Origin of the sequence: Sunxiuqinia elliptica (genome assembly GCF_900113005.1) — a bacterium.
Classification (GTDB): Bacteria; Bacteroidota; Bacteroidia; order Bacteroidales; family Prolixibacteraceae; genus Sunxiuqinia; species Sunxiuqinia elliptica.
Genome location: NZ_FONW01000003.1, coordinates 207,581 through 226,040, shown reverse-complemented (window position 1 = coordinate 226,040; position 18,460 = coordinate 207,581). Strand labels below are relative to the sequence as shown.

Here is an 18,460-nt window from a genome sequence, read left to right as displayed (position 1 = left end):
TTTCTGGTCTAACTAAACTAAATTATGAACACGGGTTATCATGACGATGATAGCCCGCTTTCTTTTCATACTAGTTTATTTGTTTTGTTACAAAGGTTTGCAGAGAACTACCATAAATGACGTTTTAAACGAAACGAAAATAGAATTGCCGCAAAGCCAAGTCCGCTCAAAAAGCCAATCCAGACACCGATAGCGCCAAAATTCAAAACAATTCCAAATAAATAGCTGATGGGTAAACCCAAGATCATGTAGCTAATAAAAGCCATAAACATGGGCTGTTTTACATCCGATAGTCCTCGAAGTGAAGCTAACAAAATGACCTGCACACCATCAAATATTTGAAATAAGGCCGCAACAATAAGTAAGCCTGCCGAAATCACAACCACTTCGGTGTCATCGGTAAATAATAAAGGTAATTGGTGGCGAAGAAGTACAAATAGAACTCCCATGATCGACATGAATAAAACCACCAGGTGAGCTGAGGCAAAGATGCTGCGTCGCATTTGCATTCGATCTCCCATTCCTCGAGCATGACTGACCAGAATTGTTGTTCCTGCACCAACGCCAAGGCTAATCATATAGGTAAATGATGCCAAGCCAATAGCAACTTGGTGGGCAGCAAGAGCCTCCTTGCTAATCCACCCCATCATAATAGCACCAAAACTAAATGTAGATACTTCAACAATAATTTGCAGGCCAATTGGTAAGCCCACCGAGAATACTTCTTTGACTTTTGTCCATTGGATCTTCGCGTGATACGCAATCCGAAACTCTCTTTTATATTGCTTATTTTTTATAATAAAGGGAATGAGCATCAAGGGCATGATGATACGGGAAATTAAAGTTGCAATCCCAGCTCCATTCAATCCGAGTTCTGGAAAACCAAACTTTCCATAGATCAGCAGGTAGTTTAAAAAGATATTTACCAAATTGGAAGTTAAGGTAATATACATCGCTATTTTAGTATTTCCTACTCCCTCCAAAAATTGCTTGAAAGAGTAAAAGAGCAACATGGGTAGCAAGGAAAGAACCAATAGTAAATAATAAGGAATAGCTTTTTCAATAACTTCAGCGGGTTGCCCCATATTGTCCAGGAAAAAGCTGATAAATGCCATGAGTATTGAAATAAGCACCGTTGCTAAGAGGTGAACCAACAAACCATTTTTCAGGTACTCTCCTACTTCCAGTTCTCTTTTCTGGCTATACATGGTTCCTACCAAAGGAGTTAATCCCATGGTGATACCAATCCCTAAAAGCATTCCGATATGAAAAATATTAATGGAAAATGCTGCTGCTGCTAACTCAACGGTTCCAACATGACCAACCATCATGTTGTCGACTAAGCTTACCGTTACTTGTCCGAGTTGAGACAATACAACAGGAAATGCCAAGCGAAGATTTCTTCGGTATATGGGTAAATAATTTGAAATTCTCACGGTCTCTTTCTTCAATTTAGAAAACAAAAGAACACAAATTTACATGAATGGTTTACGCTTTGTGTTCTATAATAAAAAGCCGACAAAAGTAAGATTCCTTGCTGAGCTTATAAAGAGAACCAGTAATTAAATTTGATCATAAAAACATGCTCTGATTTCAAGCCAAATAAGTCGCTATAACTTTGGCTTACTGAATGATTTGTGTTGCGTTCATACAGCAGACGGTTGCTATTCCATACCAAGAATAAGGTAGAGCCCGGCCTAAATTCCCAACGAGCAACGAGATTTGATCGTAGTTCTTGATAGTTGAAATCAGGATTTGAAAAGCGATAGGTTTCGCCTTGTTGATCGGTCATCGTATAGACTTGTTCTTCAAGCTGAAGGTTTGAGGCTTGCCAATAGCGTGTACCTAAATCGGTACTGCTACCATCATTAACGCGCCTGAATTTCTCGTATGAACCAACCGATGCATAAGGATTAGCGTAATATTGTAGTGAAATCTCGGGGCTAATGAAGTATTCCAGACGAAGCGTAGTCGAAATAGTTTTCCGGTTAAGTTCCCCAACCAGATAGCCTTTGCTGTCATGAGCCAACCTTAATTGACGCACATATTGGTGATAGTCGTTTAATTGTTCAATGTCTGTTTGACTGTTGATGTTGAATCGATCACTGATTTGCCACCGGATGTAAAAGGTATAGTTGTTTCTTTTGTATAGATCATTTTTTGACCAGATCCAATGAGGTCCTCCGGCAATTAAAAGATCTTTGGCATTATTGCTTTGGAAAAACAGACGCGTTTCCCAGGTTGGATCTTTAAAAAGTTTAGGACCACCTCTTAGCTCTCGGGTGTCATACAAGTTGTAGTCATGCTCAAGAAAGGCATGGATTCGCCACAGATTTGTGAAGCGCAAAAAGCCATGCAACTCGATCTCTTCTTTCGTTTGCTCGCCACCATAACTCCACTGATGTTTTTGGCTGAGTTCAAAGTAATAGTCTCTAAAAATGCTTTTAGGTTTATTAACTTGGTACTTCAATTCCAAATCACTTTCCAGGTAGTCAGCTTGGTACAAGTACCCCAGATCATTTAAATCGACGCCAGGCGATCGCCAGTTAAAAGATCCAATAGCTCTGAACTTACCACTACGCTTACCTCCTCGTACTTGTCCTCCATGTCCTGTCAGGTTCGTATGATTAGGATCAAATTTCAGATGGTCAGCATCTGCCCTTTGATAGTAGTGTTGGGGGGCTGTTTGAAGTTCAGTAATTGCCTCTTCGCTTCCGGCAATACGGCTATAGAAACCTTTCAAATCCAGAAAGTATTTTCTCTTCTTCCAGTTGTGCTGTAAATCAATTCCTCCGACGAATGCCGATTTGGGAAGAAAGTTAAGATGATCGTCGTCAATTGCCCGTAGTGAAGAGGTAACGATTCCACCTAAAACGGTATTTCCTTCATTAAAATCCTGCTTGACCCTTCCGACGAAGTAATTTGAAAGAGGTTCAATGGTCTGCTGCTCCTTTTCGTTGCCGGTATAAATCGTTGCTTTTTCTTTTGCTGTTAAACTTTGAACAACACCGACTGATAGGCCTTTCTTATTTTTTCCGGTAACTTTTAAGGCGTTGATGATCGCTGTGTTATCCGGAAGCGACATGGTCTGCTTGTCATTCAAACTTGGTGTATAAACCGGCGCGCGGCCTATTCGCCGGGAATAGAACAGTAAATCACGCCCCAAACTATAATCCAACACGTTATTACCCTCGAGAAAGAAGGGCCGTTTTTCATCGTAGAAAACCTCGTAGGACGTTAAGCTTAAGATCGAAGGATCAGCTTCAACCTGTCCAAAGTCGGGATTAATCGTATAATCTAAGGTAAAGTCAGAACTCAAGCCAATTTTCCCGTCGAGTCCAAAATCATAATTCGTTTTGTTCTTTAAGTCGGTATTGGGAGAATATTTGGTACTGCCATAGGGTAAAAACTCCATCTTTCGTTTGGAGTTGATTCCCTTAATTCCTCTCAGTTCGCCAAAAAGATAGACCATGGCAGGAGCATCAATCGGAATAAGCTTCCACTGGCTTTCTTCCATATGGCGGTCGATCCAACGCCATACATGAATACCCCACACTTGCTCCTCTTCATCCGAAAAGCGTAGCTGACTGAAAGGAATCTTCATTTCAACGGTCCACATCGAATCCTGTACAGTTGCTTTGCCATCCCATACTGCATCCCAGTTGTAATCCCATTCATAATCTCCGAGGTGCATCATATCCACCTTTTGCCCAGCCGCCGATACATCAAATTCAAATGCAGTTCGCTTGTCTGCATACGAATCAATAGCCACTCCCGCAATGTCGCCACTAATTTCATCACGACGGCTTAGAACAGATCGAATCTTTTCAGGTTCATTATCATAACACTTTAAGCCTATATATAAATTATCCTGGTCATACAACACACATACTTCCGTTTCTTGCGATGGATTTTGAGCTTGCTTGGGTTGTTGTTGGATAAAACCACCACTCCATTTTCCGCTTTCCCATTGGTTTTCGTTCAATAAACCGTCAATGCGCACTTTTTCAGTAATAAAAGATGCGTAGTATACTCGTTTTTGGCTGGCTGCAAGATTTACTGCGGAATCTGTAGATAAATTATAAGTGGCGTTTGACTGTCCCTGAATGAAGGAAGATGACAGCAGAAATGACAAGGTGGTTAGTAGCGTTATTCGTGATTTTTGGCAAAACATAATTTTTATCTAATGATATGCGAATATACATAATTTTTACTGCTGACAAATTTTTAATGGAAAGTTTTTTTTAGCGTAAAAGATAATTAATGAAGGTCTTGAGAGAACTTTTTATTCCGAACATGGTTTTTATGGTAGAATTTAGAAGATGACAGGAAAGACTATTTAATAAGACAAATATTTGAAGTATTAAAAGTTTATTATGAGGAAAATCAACAAAATCCTGGTAGCTAACCGGGGTGAAATTGCGATCCGTATCATGCGCACCTGCCGTGAAATGAATATCGCAACTGTTGCTGTTTTTTCTGATGCCGACCGAACTTCGATGCATGTTCGTTATGCTGACGAAGCTTACTACGTAGGGCCGGCTCCATCGAAAGACAGTTATTTAAAAGCTGATAAAATTATTGAAGTAGCCTTACAATCAAAAGCCGATGCCATTCACCCAGGCTACGGTTTTTTATCTGAAAATGCGGGATTTGCCAAATTGTGTAAGGATAATGGAATCATTTTTATTGGTCCTTCGCCAGAAGTGATCGAAAAGATGGGTGACAAAATACAGGCCCGCAAAGCCATGATTGCTGCCGGAGTACCTGTTGTTCCTGGAACAACCGAGGCTATTCAATCGGAAGATGAAGCCATTGAAACAATCCGCACAATCGGTTTGCCAGTGATGATTAAAGCATCGGCTGGTGGTGGCGGCAAAGGAATGCGTCTGGTTGAAAAAGAGGAGAACATCATTTCTGGTGTTCGCGCTGCACGGTCTGAGGCATTGGCTGCTTTTGGTGATGATGCCGTTTACATTGAAAAATATGTGACGTCACCGCATCATATCGAGTTTCAAATTTTAGGAGACCAGCATGGAGATGCTGTCCACTTGTTTGAACGGGAGTGCTCCATTCAGCGTCGTCATCAGAAAATGGTGGAAGAAACCCCTTCAGTATTAATGACTGAAGAGTTGCGTTTTCAAATGGGAAAGCATGCGGTTGATGCAGCTAAAGCGGTAAACTATGTTGGTGCTGGAACCATTGAATTCTTAGTAGATAATGACCTGAATTATTATTTTCTGGAAATGAATACGCGGTTGCAGGTAGAGCATCCGATTACTGAGCGCGTTACCGGAATTGACTTGGTGAAAAAGCAGATTGACGTGGCGGAAGGGCAACATCTCAACTTGATTCAAAGTGAGCTAGAGCAAAAAGGTCACGCGATTGAATGTCGGATTTATGCTGAAGATTCAGACAATAACTTCATGCCTTCACCCGGAAAGATTCATACCATTACCCAGCCCTTGGGATTGGGAGTTCGGACGGATGGCTATGTCTATGAAGGCTATGAAATTCCGATTCACTATGACCCAATGATTTCCAAGTTGATTGTGTGGGCACAAACCCGGGAAGAAGCCATTCAGCGTATGCGAAGAGCCCTCTATGAGTACAAAATCACTGGAATCCGCACTTCTTTGAAATTCTTGGAAAGGATTATGGATACCCCTGATTTTGTTAGCGGAAACTACGATACCAACTTTATTGAGAAGAATCGTAGTACGCTGATGGCGACTGATGATTGTGAGCAGGAATGTCAGGATATGGTTATTATTTCAACCTACTTTGATTTTATCAACCGGAAGAACAAAGTGATTCCGAGTAAGGAGCTCAACCCAGCTAAAAACCGCTGGAAGAAATATACCTACCAAAAGAATTTTGATCGTTTATAAAAACACATAATTATGCCTGTTGAAATTAAACTAGGTGATCGAATCGCGTCTGTTAAAATCTTGAATCAAAATGAAAATCTCATTGAGATTATGGTTGATGACAAGGTTTATAACATCGATTTGATGCATAACGATGAAGGAACTTTTTCCATTATAGAGAACAACCGTTCACACAATATTTCACTGGTGCCTTCTCAAAAACCCAAGACTTATACCGCTTATACCTTGTATAATACCTACGATTTGGAGGTAATTGATGCAGAAGCTCGTTACATTCGTAATCGTGGTGCTAGTGGTATCTCGGTGAGCGACAAACAGATTATTGCTCCGATGCCAGGTAAAATTGTCAAAGTGTTGGTTCAGGAAGGTGATACCGTAAGCCAGGGACAGACTGCTGTAATCATTTCTGCCATGAAGATGGAAAGTGAATACAAAGCGGCTGTTGACGGCGTGGTCAAAAGAGTGAACGTGGCTGATGGTGACACTGTTGAGTCCAATCAGGTATTGGTTGAAATCGAATAATTAGAAAAATTATGGATTTAAAAAGCAAATTTGAACAGTTTGAACAACTGAATAAAGAAGCCGAGGCCGGTGGTGGTCAAGAGCGTATTGAGAAGCAACATGCTGCTGGGAAGAAAACAGCCCGTGAGCGTATCGAAGAACTATTGGATGCAGGAACTTTCAATGAGATCGATAAGTTTGTGACTCACCGTGCAACCGACTTTGGAATCGATAAAAAGAAATACCGAGGTGATGGTGTTGTCACTGGGTATGGAAAAATACATGGCCGTTTGGTTTATGTGTTTGCACAGGATTTTACGGTTTTCGGAGGGACCATGAGCCGCTCGAATGCCGATAAAATTGTCAAAATTCAAGAGTTAGCCATTAAGATGGGAACGCCACTGATTGGATTGAATGATTCTGGTGGAGCCCGTATTCAGGAAGGTGTGCAAAGTTTAGCCGGTTATGCCGATATCTTTTATAATAATGTACTGTCTTCAGGGGTGATTCCTCAAATCAGTACCATTCTTGGCCCTTGTGCCGGAGGTGCCGTGTACTCTCCTGCCCTCACCGACTTTATTTTCATGGTCAATGAAACCAGCCACATGTTTGTTACCGGACCTGAGGTGATTAAAACGGTTACTCATGAAAATGTTTCGAAAGAAGACTTGGGAGGCGCTGTAACCCACAGCTCAAAGAGTGGCGTTGCTCATTTTACCGGTGATAATGAAGAGCAGACCCTCATGATGGTTCGTGAGCTGGTAAGCTTTATTCCTTCCAATAACATGGAGGAACCACCTGTACAAACAACAACCGATCCGATTGATCGGAAAATTGAAGCTTTAAATGAGGTCGTTCCGGTTGATCCGAACAAGCCTTACGATATGAAAGACATCATCTTCAAAATTATTGATGATGAACACTTTTTGGAGGTTCAGCCAAACTATGCAGCCAATATTATTATCGGGTTTGCCCGTTTTGGCGGCAAGTCGGTAGGAATTGTAGCGAATCAGCCAGCTCATTTGGCCGGGGTTTTGGATATTAACTCATCAGCAAAAGCAGCCCGTTTTGTGCGTTTCTGCGATGCTTTTAATATTCCACTGGTAACTTTAGTTGACGTACCCGGATTTTTACCCGGAACACAACAAGAGTTTGGAGGCATTATTAAGCATGGCGCAAAATTGCTTTACGCTTTTGCTGAGGCGACAGTACCAAAAATTACCCTGATCACCCGAAAAGCTTATGGAGGAGCTTATGATGTGATGTCCAGCAAGCACATTGGCGGAGACATCAACTACGCTTACCCAACAGCCGAGATTGCGGTAATGGGACCTGAGGGAGCAATCAATATCTTGAAACGTAATATTACGGACGAAAAAGAAAAGGCGGAAGCCGTTGAAGAGTACCGCGATGCATTTGCAAACCCATACCGGGCAGCATCTTTAGGCTATATTGACGAAATCATTTATCCGGAAGATACGCGAGAAAAAATCATCAATGCATTGGAAATGACGCATAATAAGCGGAAATCCAATCTGCCACGTAAGCATGGAAATATTCCACTGTAAATAGCTACGACAGGCTGCTTTAGACCCAAAAAACAAGGTTGGCAGCCTGTTTTTCTTCACTTCACTGGTTTTTGAAAATCTGGGGGGATTACGACAAGACCAAAGGGGATAATTATTATTAAAGATCAAAAAAGTTCTATGCTGGAATAAGCTGAATCAAGCTTTTTTACAGGTTTTACAACAGCTTTCATCATTCGATCTGTCTAAACAAATCGAGCGACCGAACGTTCTTGTAATGTATTTCAGATGAACGAGTCTTAATCACAAAAAATCAGTCAATGCTTTTAGAAAAAGCGGGAAAACTAACAGCAAAAGATCGTAAAACCACTGAGTTACTCAACGATTATTATATTGCTTATTTAAGTCGCCAGTTAAGTATTCTTGGAAAACGAGAGGTGCATAACGGAAGAGCCCATTTCGGCATTTTTGGCGACGGTAAAGAAATTGCGCAAGTAGCCTATGCCAAAGCCTTTCAAAAGGGTGACTGGCGATCGGGATATTATCGCGATCAAACCTTCATGTTGGCCTTAGGTTTATTGCAACCTGAAGAGTTCTTCGCCATGATTTATGGTGATACCGATGATACCATTAATCCGTCAACAGGAGGACGCAATTTCAACAACCACTTTTGTACATCCAACATTACGGAGGAAGGACAAATCAAAGACTTGGCAGATCGCTACAACTCCAGTTCCGATATTAGTTCAACCGGAGGGCAAATGCCTCGTTTGTTAGGTTTAGCTCAAGCTTCGAAAGTGGTTCGCGATAACCCATCATTGAAAAAGCAGTTGCAGAACAATGTAACAGGCAATGAAGTGGCTTTCGGAAGTATTGGAGATGCCAGTACATCAGAAGGCATGTTTTTTGAGACCATCAATGCCGCTTCGGTGATGCAAGTGCCATTGGCTGTTGCTGTCTATGATGATGGGTTTGGAATTAGTGTCCCGATTGAACTACAAACAACGAAGTCAAGTATCTCGGAGGCCCTGAAAGGCTTTGAGAAACAAAAAGGAACAAATGGGCTAAAAATCTATACCGGCAAGGGATGGGATTATCCCCAGTTGGTTAAGATGTTTGCCAACGGCATTGCTGAATGTCGGAAAACGCACACGCCAGTTGTATTCCACGTACAGGAGGTGACGCAGCCTTTGGGGCATTCAACCAGTGGCTCGCATGAACGCTACAAAAGCAAAGAGCGCTTGGAGTGGGAAAAAGAATACGATGGAATTTACCAGTTCAAATTGTGGCTTATCGAGTCGGGAAACGCCGATATGGATACCGTGACAGAACTGGAGAAGAAGGCAGAAAAGCGGGCAAAAGAGGCCAAAAAGAATGCTTGGAAAAATTACACCAACGGATATCAAAAAGAAGCGGACAGCTTAGAGCAACTTATCGACGAGCTTAAACAGCAATCGAATAGTAAAGTCAATTATATTCAAGAGTTTGAAGAAATAAAGAAACGGATCTTCCCTACGCGGAGGAAGTATTTGAGTTTTGCACAGCGGATCTCCTACGCTATTCATGGCGATTCTGAACTTAAGGCTATCCGTGAAAAGTTGAATGCGTGGATTGACGAATTCCAATTGCGTAGCAAGGCGTTTTACAGCAGTCAGCTGTATCGCGAAGGCATTGATTCGGCTCTTCATGTTCCGTCTGTGGCAGCGAGCTACTCCGATAGCTCTCAAGAGGTGAATGGCTCTGTTATTTTGAATAAAAACTTCGATGTGTTATTTGGCAATTACCCGAACCTGTTAACTTTTGGTCAGGATACCGGGAAATTGGGAGGTGTTAACCAGGGAATGAAAGGTCTTCAGGAAAAGTATGGTGTTTCCCGCGTTGGAGATGCCGGCATTCGTGAGACCACAATTATTGGACAAGGTATTGGGCTGGCCATGCGTGGTTTCCGTCCAATTGCAGAGGTTCAATACCTGGACTACCTGATTTATGCCCATTCAACCTTGAGTGATGATTTGGCCAGCATGCAGTATCGTACAAAAGGCAAGCAAGCTGCACCTCTAATTGTTCGTACTCGCGGGCACCAGTTACAGGGTATTTGGCATGCCGGATCGCCCATGCAAATGCTGTTGGGATCACTTCGTGGTATGTACCTTTGTGTTCCACGTAATATGACCCAAGCTGCTGGTTTTTATAATACCTTGCTTTCAGCCAATGACCCGGCTTTGGTTATTGAGCCTTTAAAAGGTTATAATCAAAAAGAACCCCTACCCGATAACTTGGGCGAGTTTAAGGTTCCTTTGGGTGTACCTGAGGTCATGGTTGAAGGAACTGACGTTACCTTGGTAACTTATGCCTGGAACGTCAACCATGCAGTAAAAGCTGCCGAGTTGTTGCAAGAGGAAAAAGGGATTTCAGTTGAAGTTATTGATGTACAGACTTTGCTTCCTTTTGATGTTAATCATCGTATTTTGGAATCAATCAAGAAAACCGGAAAGGTAATTTTTGTTGATGAAGATGTTCCTGGAGGTGCAACGGCTTATATGATGCAAAAAGTAATTGATGAGCAAAAGGCTTTTGATTACTTAGATACGGCGCCAAAAGCTTTATCTGCGAATGAACATCGTCCTGCTTATGGCATCGATGGAGAATACTTTAGTAAGCCCAATGTTGAGCAGATTTTTGAGGCTATTTACGCGATGATGCATGAAATAGATCTAAAGAAATATCCTTCGCTATAACGAAAGAATAAAAGATACAACGAAAAGGCCGACACTTTATACAAGTGCTGGCCTTTTTTCATTCCATGAAAGCCCTGAGCTTATGTTATTTAAGTTATTTCTAAAGCATTTGTTATAAAAAGTGGCTTTCCTCTTGCAGCGTTTCGTGTTTACTGGTCGTTCAGGAGTTAAATGCAAACAATTAAAACTTGATTGGATAATGAAAATGACAAGAGTTTTAGGAGGACTACTCCTCTTGGCCTGTGTATTTGTCGCATGCCAAAAAGAAAATGAAGTTACTGAGCCAGTAACTGAAAACGGGGCAACAGCCAGTATGAAGCTTTATAAATCGGCACAAGTTAATGCGCCTGAAGAGCAACAAGATTTTAAAATTGTGGAAGCTGGTATTTATGAGAATTGGTTATATCTCAACCTGGAATATACTGGAGGCGAGAAACAACACCAATTTGATGTTGTTTGGGATGGAAACTATCAAACTGATGGCGATAAAAAGATCATTCCCCTGACTGTTGCACACTTAACGACCGGAGATCTTGGAACCGAAGCAAGAAATGATTCATTGACTGCTAACCTAAAAAACATCAGCATTTCTGATGAAGATCTGAAAAATCCCAATTTGTGGTTTAAAGTCATTAATGCAACGGACAAGAGCAATAGCTTTACAATTCAAGCTTATCGACCAGCTGATGAAACTACGCCCCCAACTTCAGAACCTGAAACACCTGTAGTTTATACGGCTACAGTTCGAGTTATTGAAAGTGAATGCGAAGAGGCTGGTATTTGGGGCAATCAGTGGCTAAAGTCAAGTGCTGATGACTATTTTGTGGTAGTTGCCAAAGATCAGAAGGTAAGCTATAAACCCAATATTGATGATCTACTGGAGATCACTTACGAAGGGCATTTCTTAGATTCAACGAAGATCTGCAAGCCATTCTATGATCTGAATGCGATTCCTGTAAAGTTGCTTGAGGTAACTAAGAAATAAACGAATTTGTCTGCCAACGAGAGCAGATCGATTGCGTTCTCCGATCATTTAAATAGGCAAGGGGCTGGCACATTTGCCAACCCCTTGCCTATTCTTATTTTTTAACTAAAAGCTATTGACCTAGTTTACAACTTCTTCACTTTTGATGCCATCCAGGTAAAAAATGGAATAATAACCTTTACCAGATGCTTCAATCTTTTGACGCATCTCTGCTAACTGATTTTGTTTATCCTGATCATGTTTTCCTCCATCAACTTCATGATTGCCATCGTGGGTATGCTCTGCTTCTTCTTCGCTACAAGTTCCTGCTTCAGCTTCCATCTCTGCAAGGTAAGTATCGTCAATCCGAATTTCTTGCAGAACTCCGGTAACCGTTAAATCACTCCCCATTTGCTCTTGGTTGAATGAACCAATTTGATGTCCCGCTTCCACGCGAATGGTAATCTCTTCGCCACTTCCCATCAAAAAGCATCGTTGTCCGCTGTGCTTACACACATGCGAAACGGTGCCTGTTATGGCGACTTCTTTTCCAATATAATCGTAGCCTTTGGTTTGGATTTCATCAACAGTAAATTGATGAATCTCTGAGGAACCTTCATTTGACTTCTTTTGGGAAGTTTGACAGGCCATCGTGGCTAGCATCAAACTCAATAAAATCAAGCTTAGTTTTTTCATGGTTGTTTTTGTTTTCAAGATATGTAAAAAATTAAAAAGAACAGTGGAATTATAAAGCCTGCTAGTGTTAGCCAAAGCCCTCTTCGGGTGATGCTGTGTTTTCCTTTTAAAAGAAATAGGCCTGAAATGGCAACAAAAATTAGAATGACAGATAAAATATCGGATACCCAAACCCAGGCTTTAGTGGTTGCAGCCATATGCAATTTATTGATGTGATAGAGAACGGGACGACGCATTAACAATTCCAACTCTGCCTTTCCTGCAAGCGGATTATAAATAACCATACCATTTTCGACAAAGACTTTAACCAATTCCTGTTGGCTGAAAATATGCTTCTTATAGACTGGTTGAGCCTCAAATTTCTTAAGGATTTGTTGAACTTCAGCTTCCGATAGTTCAGACCAGGCTTGGGTGGGAAGATCTATTGTTTCTGAAATAGCGTAATAGTCCGGGTTCCAATCTTTTCGGTGATTAATTGCGATACCTGAAATGGCGTAAATCAAAAGCATACCTGTGATGAAATAGCCAAAGTCGCGATGAAGAATTCTAAGAAGTCGTCGAATTTTCATTGAAAATTACTTTATAAGAACATATGTTCTTTATATTTGTATCTTAATTCAAGCAAAAGTACAAAAATATAAGCTTCACATAATGACAAAGATCGCGATTCCAACAAAAGGAAGCAGTGTTGATGGACATTTTGGGCACTGCGAATTTTTCTCAATAGTCGAATTGAATGATAATCAAGAAATTGTTCGGCAATATGCAAAAACATCTGCTGAAGGATGTGGCTGTAAATCAAACCTGGCTGAAGAGCTTGCGCAAGACGGGGTCACCCTGCTACTTGCTGGAGGAATTGGTCAGGGAGCAATTCAAAAGCTAAAAGCTCAAAACATCACCGTGTTAACCGGCTTTAGCGGAACAATTGATGAGGCTGTTATTCAATGGAAAAACAAGGATTACCATACTGATTTGTCGATATGTACAGAACATCATGGTAACTGCGAACACTAAAACCAACCAACAGCCGGAGACAGGATTAGCGCCTCGTTTCCGGCTGATTTTCCAAATAAACTCGCCCTTTTGGCAAAAACTGCGGATATTCTTCCTGTAAAAATCGAATAAGTTGCTCGCGAACATAGACGCGAAGATCCCATGCTGTAGGGGAATCGGAAGCACTGACTAATGCCCGAAGTTCCATGCTTTTTTCATTTAAATTGGTTACTTGAAGCACATTGACCTGCCTATCCCAAAGTGGAGTTTCCTCCAAAATTGCTGTTAATTTCTGCCGCATGGCCTCTACCGGAAAGCCATAATCAACATAGATATAGATCGTTCCCATTATTTCAGCAGAGGTACGTGTCCAGTTCTGGAAAGGCTTTTCAATAAAATGCGTAATTGGGACAATCAGTCGTCGTTTATCCCAGATGCGAACAACAACGTAGGTCAAGGTAATCTCTTCGATCCATCCCCACTCTTCTTCCACAATAACCACATCTTCCAGGCGTATCGGCTGAGTTACCGCAATTTGAAAGCCGGCCAGGATTAAGGCAATACTTTTTTGAGCCGCAAAACCGATAATGATTCCTGCAATTCCGGCACTAGCCAGTAGGCTTACTCCTACTTTTCGAATTTGCGGAATGGTCATCAAAATAATAGCAGTAGCAATTAGAATGACAATGGCGATTAGCATGCGCTCGAGAACCGATAGTTGGGTGTGTATTTTCCGAGCTTTCAGATTGTTTTTGGTCGAAATGTCATATTTAGCCAAGACATAAACTTTGATTCCCCTGATTGCATTGATAATTAACCAGCTAAGAGAAATAATGTAAAGTATTCCTCCAATTATTGATGTGTCAACATCCAGTTGATCACTGAGCTTAGTTGCTGAAAAAAGCGTAGAACCGGCAATCAATACGATGAGAAAAATGAATGGAAGGCTAATTAGTTGAATAAGCTTTATGCCTACCCCATGCTCAGTGGTTCGACGAACAATTTTCTTGAAGTAAGCAATTAAGGCATAGGCAATAAAAATACCAACAACGATACCAGCAGCAATGATGGCAATTTGTACAAATAAATCCATAGACAGCCAAGTGTTTTCTTAAGCTAACAAGCTAGCAAGACGAACGTTCAATATGGCTGGCTAAAAATCAGGAAGTATTTTCCTATAAACTTGAAAAAAAACAAAAATCAAGCTCTTTTAAGGATACTTCCCATTAAATTTGATGGCCATGACACTGATGTCATCAGCTTGAGGAGCTTTGCCTTTGAAAGCCATTAGTTCATCAAGAAGAGCCTCAGTTAGCTCTTTGGGAGAATGAGTCCCGTAACTGTCCACGAACTGTCTTAGCCGGGGCATCCCAAACATTTCTCCAGAGACATCCTTACAATCAGTTACCCCATCGGTATAAAATACCAATTGGTCATTTTTCGATAAAATAATTGAGCTTGATTTGTAGGTTTTATTGGAATATACCCCTATCGGAAGGCCATGTGTTTGCTCTAACAGAACGGCCCTTTTCTTTGAACTGATCAAAAAAGGATAACTGTGAGCGGCATTACAATAGTCTAACGCTCCGGTTTCGAGGTTTAAAACACCCAAAAAGAGGGTGAGGAAATGTTGGTTCAGATTTTCCTTGCTAAGTGCTTTATTGACTACGTCAACAATATTCATTGCCGAAAGGTCATTCGACTTTGTTTTGATCAATGTACTGGCAACAGCCATGAATAAGGCAGCAGGAATCCCCTTTCCAGATACATCTCCAATTGTAAATAACAAGTGCTTTTCATCGATAAAGAAGAAATCATATAAGTCGCCGCCAATACCTTCTGCTGGTTGTAATATCGCATGCAAATCAATCTCCCCATGCTTTTCCAGAAAACTGTAGTCTTGTGGAACAATGGTGCGCTGTATTTCTTTGGCCGACTTAAGGTCTTTTTCGTATTTCCGCTTGTCTTTTCGAATTTGGTTCTGCTCTTTCATATAGGTTCCATACTGAACCTGAAGTTCTTTTAAACTGTCATTTAACAGCTCAATTTCATTCTTTTTGCTTCTTCTTCCCCGTTCTCCAAAGCTAAAACGTTGAATGGAACGAGCTACTTGTGCTAAGGGCGAAAGCATTTTGTTGAAAATAAGTACAATAATCAAGGATGTCAGCAAAATACCAAGTAGTGAGATCCATACAATTTCCTGAAAGGCAACATCCAGTTCATCGTAAAGCTCCTTGGTGGGAATAACAACAATTACCCGCCATTCGGTATGCGGAATTGGGGCAAAATAAAACCAACTCTTCTGATAATTCAAGATCTCGGGGAACGCTGTTCCAGAGCCCGGAATTCCATTCTCAAGGAGCTGCTCATAATAACCATGTTGGGTATCGAATATTTTCGATTCAAGGTGAAAAAGATTCTTATTCAAAATCCACGATGGATTGGGGTGCGATAAAAAATCACCATTTTTATTTACAATGAAAGCAAATCCACTTACTCCAATTCGAATGTTCGAGACTGCTTGGGATAAAAAGCCCAAATTAATATCACCTGCAATAATGCCTTGCATCGTAGAATCGTTGGAAGGAATTGGCAAGAAGTATGAAACCTGCAACTTGGTGGAATCATAGGCCGAATAGAATGGCTGGGACCAAATGCCACGATAGATTGATGCTGTAGAATCAACAAGGTTTGGGAAGCGGGTAATCGAATTGTTTTGTGGTGTTTGGAAATTATCGACTTGTCCTTTTGAATTCCGGTAGGACGAAAACAGCAAGGTATCGGTTGACTGAATTAACCGAACATGTAAGCCATTCATCACCCGATTATGCTTCACCACCTGCTCAATAAACTTGCCTAAATCGCCATGCGCATGATAATATAAGGCTTGGTTGGCCACATTTCGGCTTACCTCCTGATCGTTAACAATCTTCTTCGAAATCTCGTTGATGATTAAGCCCGATTGATGGATCGCTCCTTCTTCTATTTTTTTAGACAAAATATCCCTGCTGTGTTTGTAGTTTAGAAACACAATCAATGCATTAACCAGGATTACAGCCGTTAACACATAGATCCCAAGTTGAAAAGCAATACTTTTTTTGTTCATGAAAAGCGCAAGCAAGCATTTAGATCAATGCAAGTTATGGAAAATAAAGTTTAAAGGAAAGAGCATATTTTATCGTATTCTGCTTTGATTTTCATCATTAATTTCATATGGTTTTTAGCTCACCGAAGCGACAGGGGCAACTGCTTTGCTCTTCTTTGTCCTTCCTGTTCTTTGTTTGAAGCATTCATGCAATCGGGCAAGAGTTTTATTTTAGCCTGTTGATTATTCCGCTTTTGCTGTTTCGTGCCTTGTATTAAAAATATTTAAATCTTGTTAATCCAGGATCGGGTTCCTTTAAACCGACAAGTTTGAGAAGCTAATAAGCTTGCCCTGCGAAGAGCATCGACAAAATCCCTTGAGCAAAGATAATAGTAGCAAAATGCTCCATGGAAAAAGTCTCCGGCCCCTAAGGAATCGACAACATCAACTTCAGTCACGGCAATTTCAGCTTGATCCTCGGAAGTTTGATAGAGGATGCTGGAACCACCTCGCGTAATGGCTTTATAAGGAATGCACTGTTGATCGAGGTAGTCAAATACTCCTCCGCTTGTTTGACAACCGGGTGGCTTAAAGTCATGCGAGCATATTGCAAAATCGACAAGAGGCAGCAGCTCGGGTAAATGCTTTTTCCAGCTTCCCCCATCAAAAGCAATCGGAATCTTTCTGCGCTTGGCTTCCTGGCATAGTTGAACTGCCGCATGAGGATAAAAACCATCAAGCAAAATGATTTCTGGCTCGACTTCATCCAGCAAGCTAGAGAATGACTGGTTTTGTTCTACTTCTTCCGGATGGTGTGTAAAAATGGTCCGGTTGCCATTTGCTGAAGTGATGACGGTGGCTAAAACAGGCACTGCCGGTTGATTAGCAAGCAGATCTGTTAGCTGAATGTTCGTTTGGGAGAAGTCCTGTTGAAAGTGAGGAACAAAGGCGTGGTGCCCAATGGCTGTTACCAGATTTGCTCCCCCATTTAACACCGAAAAGGCAACCGCAGCATTGGTTGCCGGCCCTCCTACCAAAAGCTCTGGAGGATGAGTTTTTACTTTGATATTTTCTTCCGGAAATTGGTCAACCAGGTATTGGATATCTAAGGTTGCTAAGCCAAAGAACAGGGCCTTCTTCATAAACAGAACGTTTGTTTGATTTTGGTAAAAGAAAAAGCCGTCACTTTTGATGACGGCCTTTGGTATTTTGTTTGGCTAAAATCAGGTGTTCATTGCACCACAAACATTAATCACCTGTCCGCTTACATAGCTTGACAAGTCAGAAGCCAGGAACAAAGCTGTTTTTGCAACTTCTTCCGGAGTACCTCCACGCTTCATTGGAATGTTTGCTTCCCATGCTTTACGAGCATCTTCTGGAATTTGGGCAGTCATTTCAGTAATGATGAATCCCGGAGCAATGGCGTTGCTGCGAATACCGCGTGAACCAAGCTCTTTGGCAATTGATTTGGTGAAGCCAATGATTCCCGCTTTTGATGCTGAATAGTTTGCTTGACCAGCATTTCCGCTAACACCAACAACTGAACTCAGGTTAACAATCGATCCAGAGCGTTGTTTCAACATGGTACGTTGTACAGCTTTGGTAAAGTTAAAAACTGACTTCAGGTTGACATTGATAACAGCATCCCACTGCTCTTCAGTCATACGCATCAGCAAAGTATCTTTTGTAATTCCGGCATTGTTGACCAAAGCGTCGATTTGCCCGAATTCTTTTACAATTTCTGCAACTACCCGGTCGGTATCTGCAAAATCGGCGGCGTTTGAAGCGTAACCTTTGGATTTAACACCCAATGCAGCAAGCTCTGCTTCAGTAGCCTTCATATTTTCATCTTCAAAAAGATCGGTAAAGGCAATATTACAACCTTCTTCAGCAAATTTTAATGCAATGGCTTTACCAATACCTCTTGAAGCACCGGTAATCAGTGCCGTTTTACCTTCTAATAGTTTCATATTATACTATTTTATGGAAATTTGTTAGAGTAGCAAATGTAATAAAAACCACGAAAGCTGATCTAAATACGCTCTGGAAAGAATGATTTACCCACT

Annotated in this window: 14 protein-coding genes; 6 read left to right on the top strand and 8 right to left on the bottom strand. The window is 41.2% G+C overall.

The window, feature by feature from the left end; genetic code table 11:
* Positions 1 to 107: 107 nt before the first annotated feature.
* Both BM156_RS09260 and BM156_RS09255 read right to left on the bottom strand, forming a co-directional pair.
* Complete coding sequence (locus BM156_RS09260) at positions 108 to 1,436, bottom strand: MATE family efflux transporter (protein WP_170846915.1); 1,329 nt, start codon at positions 1,434 to 1,436, stop codon at positions 108 to 110.
* Between the two features lie 107 nt (positions 1,437 to 1,543).
* Positions 1,544 to 4,174, bottom strand: a complete 2,631-nt coding sequence (locus BM156_RS09255; protein WP_093919575.1) for a DUF5916 domain-containing protein — start codon at positions 4,172 to 4,174, stop codon at positions 1,544 to 1,546.
* A gap of 202 nt (positions 4,175 to 4,376) precedes the next feature.
* Between BM156_RS09255 and accC the strand changes: the two genes are divergently transcribed.
* The 5 genes from accC (at position 4,377) to BM156_RS09230 (ending at position 11,641) form a co-directional block, all read left to right on the top strand.
* Entirely contained in the window at positions 4,377 to 5,891 is a 1,515-nt protein-coding gene (gene accC / locus BM156_RS09250; protein WP_093919574.1) for an acetyl-CoA carboxylase biotin carboxylase subunit, read from the top strand.
* 12 nt (positions 5,892 to 5,903) lie between these two features.
* Positions 5,904 to 6,413: an acyl-CoA carboxylase biotin carboxyl carrier protein subunit gene (locus tag BM156_RS09245; protein ID WP_093919573.1), complete on the top strand. Its 510-nt coding sequence runs from the start codon at positions 5,904 to 5,906 to the stop codon at positions 6,411 to 6,413.
* An 11-nt stretch (positions 6,414 to 6,424) separates the two neighbouring features.
* Complete coding sequence (locus BM156_RS09240) at positions 6,425 to 7,960, top strand: acyl-CoA carboxylase subunit beta (RefSeq protein ID WP_093919572.1); 1,536 nt, start codon at positions 6,425 to 6,427, stop codon at positions 7,958 to 7,960.
* A 278-nt stretch (positions 7,961 to 8,238) separates the two neighbouring features.
* Positions 8,239 to 10,656, top strand: a complete 2,418-nt coding sequence (locus BM156_RS09235) for a thiamine pyrophosphate-dependent enzyme (protein WP_093919571.1) — start codon at positions 8,239 to 8,241, stop codon at positions 10,654 to 10,656.
* Between the two features lie 199 nt (positions 10,657 to 10,855).
* Complete coding sequence (locus BM156_RS09230) at positions 10,856 to 11,641, top strand: hypothetical protein (protein WP_093919570.1); 786 nt, start codon at positions 10,856 to 10,858, stop codon at positions 11,639 to 11,641.
* Positions 11,642 to 11,761: 120 nt separating this feature from the next.
* Here the strand turns inward: BM156_RS09230 and BM156_RS09225 are convergent, their stop codons facing one another.
* Together BM156_RS09225 and BM156_RS09220 are read right to left on the bottom strand one after the other, a co-directional pair.
* Positions 11,762 to 12,316 (bottom strand): hypothetical protein, encoded by a 555-nt coding sequence (locus BM156_RS09225; protein WP_093919569.1) that lies wholly within the window; start codon positions 12,314 to 12,316, stop codon positions 11,762 to 11,764.
* A 14-nt stretch (positions 12,317 to 12,330) separates the two neighbouring features.
* The gene (locus tag BM156_RS09220; RefSeq protein WP_093919568.1) at positions 12,331 to 12,885 is read right to left on the bottom strand and encodes a PepSY-associated TM helix domain-containing protein; all 555 of its coding nucleotides are present in this window, start codon (positions 12,883 to 12,885) and stop codon (positions 12,331 to 12,333) included.
* A gap of 82 nt (positions 12,886 to 12,967) precedes the next feature.
* Here BM156_RS09220 and BM156_RS09215 point away from each other — a divergent pair, with 82 nt between their 5' ends.
* Complete coding sequence (locus BM156_RS09215; protein WP_093919567.1) at positions 12,968 to 13,330, top strand: NifB/NifX family molybdenum-iron cluster-binding protein; 363 nt, start codon at positions 12,968 to 12,970, stop codon at positions 13,328 to 13,330.
* 25 nt (positions 13,331 to 13,355) lie between these two features.
* Here the strand turns inward: BM156_RS09215 and BM156_RS09210 are convergent, their stop codons facing one another.
* The 4 genes from BM156_RS09210 to fabG all read right to left on the bottom strand — a co-directional run bounded on the left by BM156_RS09210 (position 13,356) and on the right by fabG (position 18,364).
* Positions 13,356 to 14,402: a mechanosensitive ion channel family protein gene (locus BM156_RS09210; protein ID WP_093919566.1), complete on the bottom strand. Its 1,047-nt coding sequence runs from the start codon at positions 14,400 to 14,402 to the stop codon at positions 13,356 to 13,358.
* Between the two features lie 117 nt (positions 14,403 to 14,519).
* Positions 14,520 to 16,415, bottom strand: a complete 1,896-nt coding sequence (locus BM156_RS09205; protein ID WP_093919565.1) for a SpoIIE family protein phosphatase — start codon at positions 16,413 to 16,415, stop codon at positions 14,520 to 14,522.
* 263 nt (positions 16,416 to 16,678) lie between these two features.
* Positions 16,679 to 17,536, bottom strand: coding sequence for a PfkB family carbohydrate kinase (locus BM156_RS09200; protein ID WP_093919564.1), 858 nt, complete (start codon positions 17,534 to 17,536; stop codon positions 16,679 to 16,681).
* An 81-nt stretch (positions 17,537 to 17,617) separates the two neighbouring features.
* Entirely contained in the window at positions 17,618 to 18,364 is a 747-nt protein-coding gene (gene fabG / locus BM156_RS09195) for a 3-oxoacyl-[acyl-carrier-protein] reductase (RefSeq protein WP_093919563.1), read from the bottom strand.
* Positions 18,365 to 18,460: the final 96 nt, after the last annotated feature.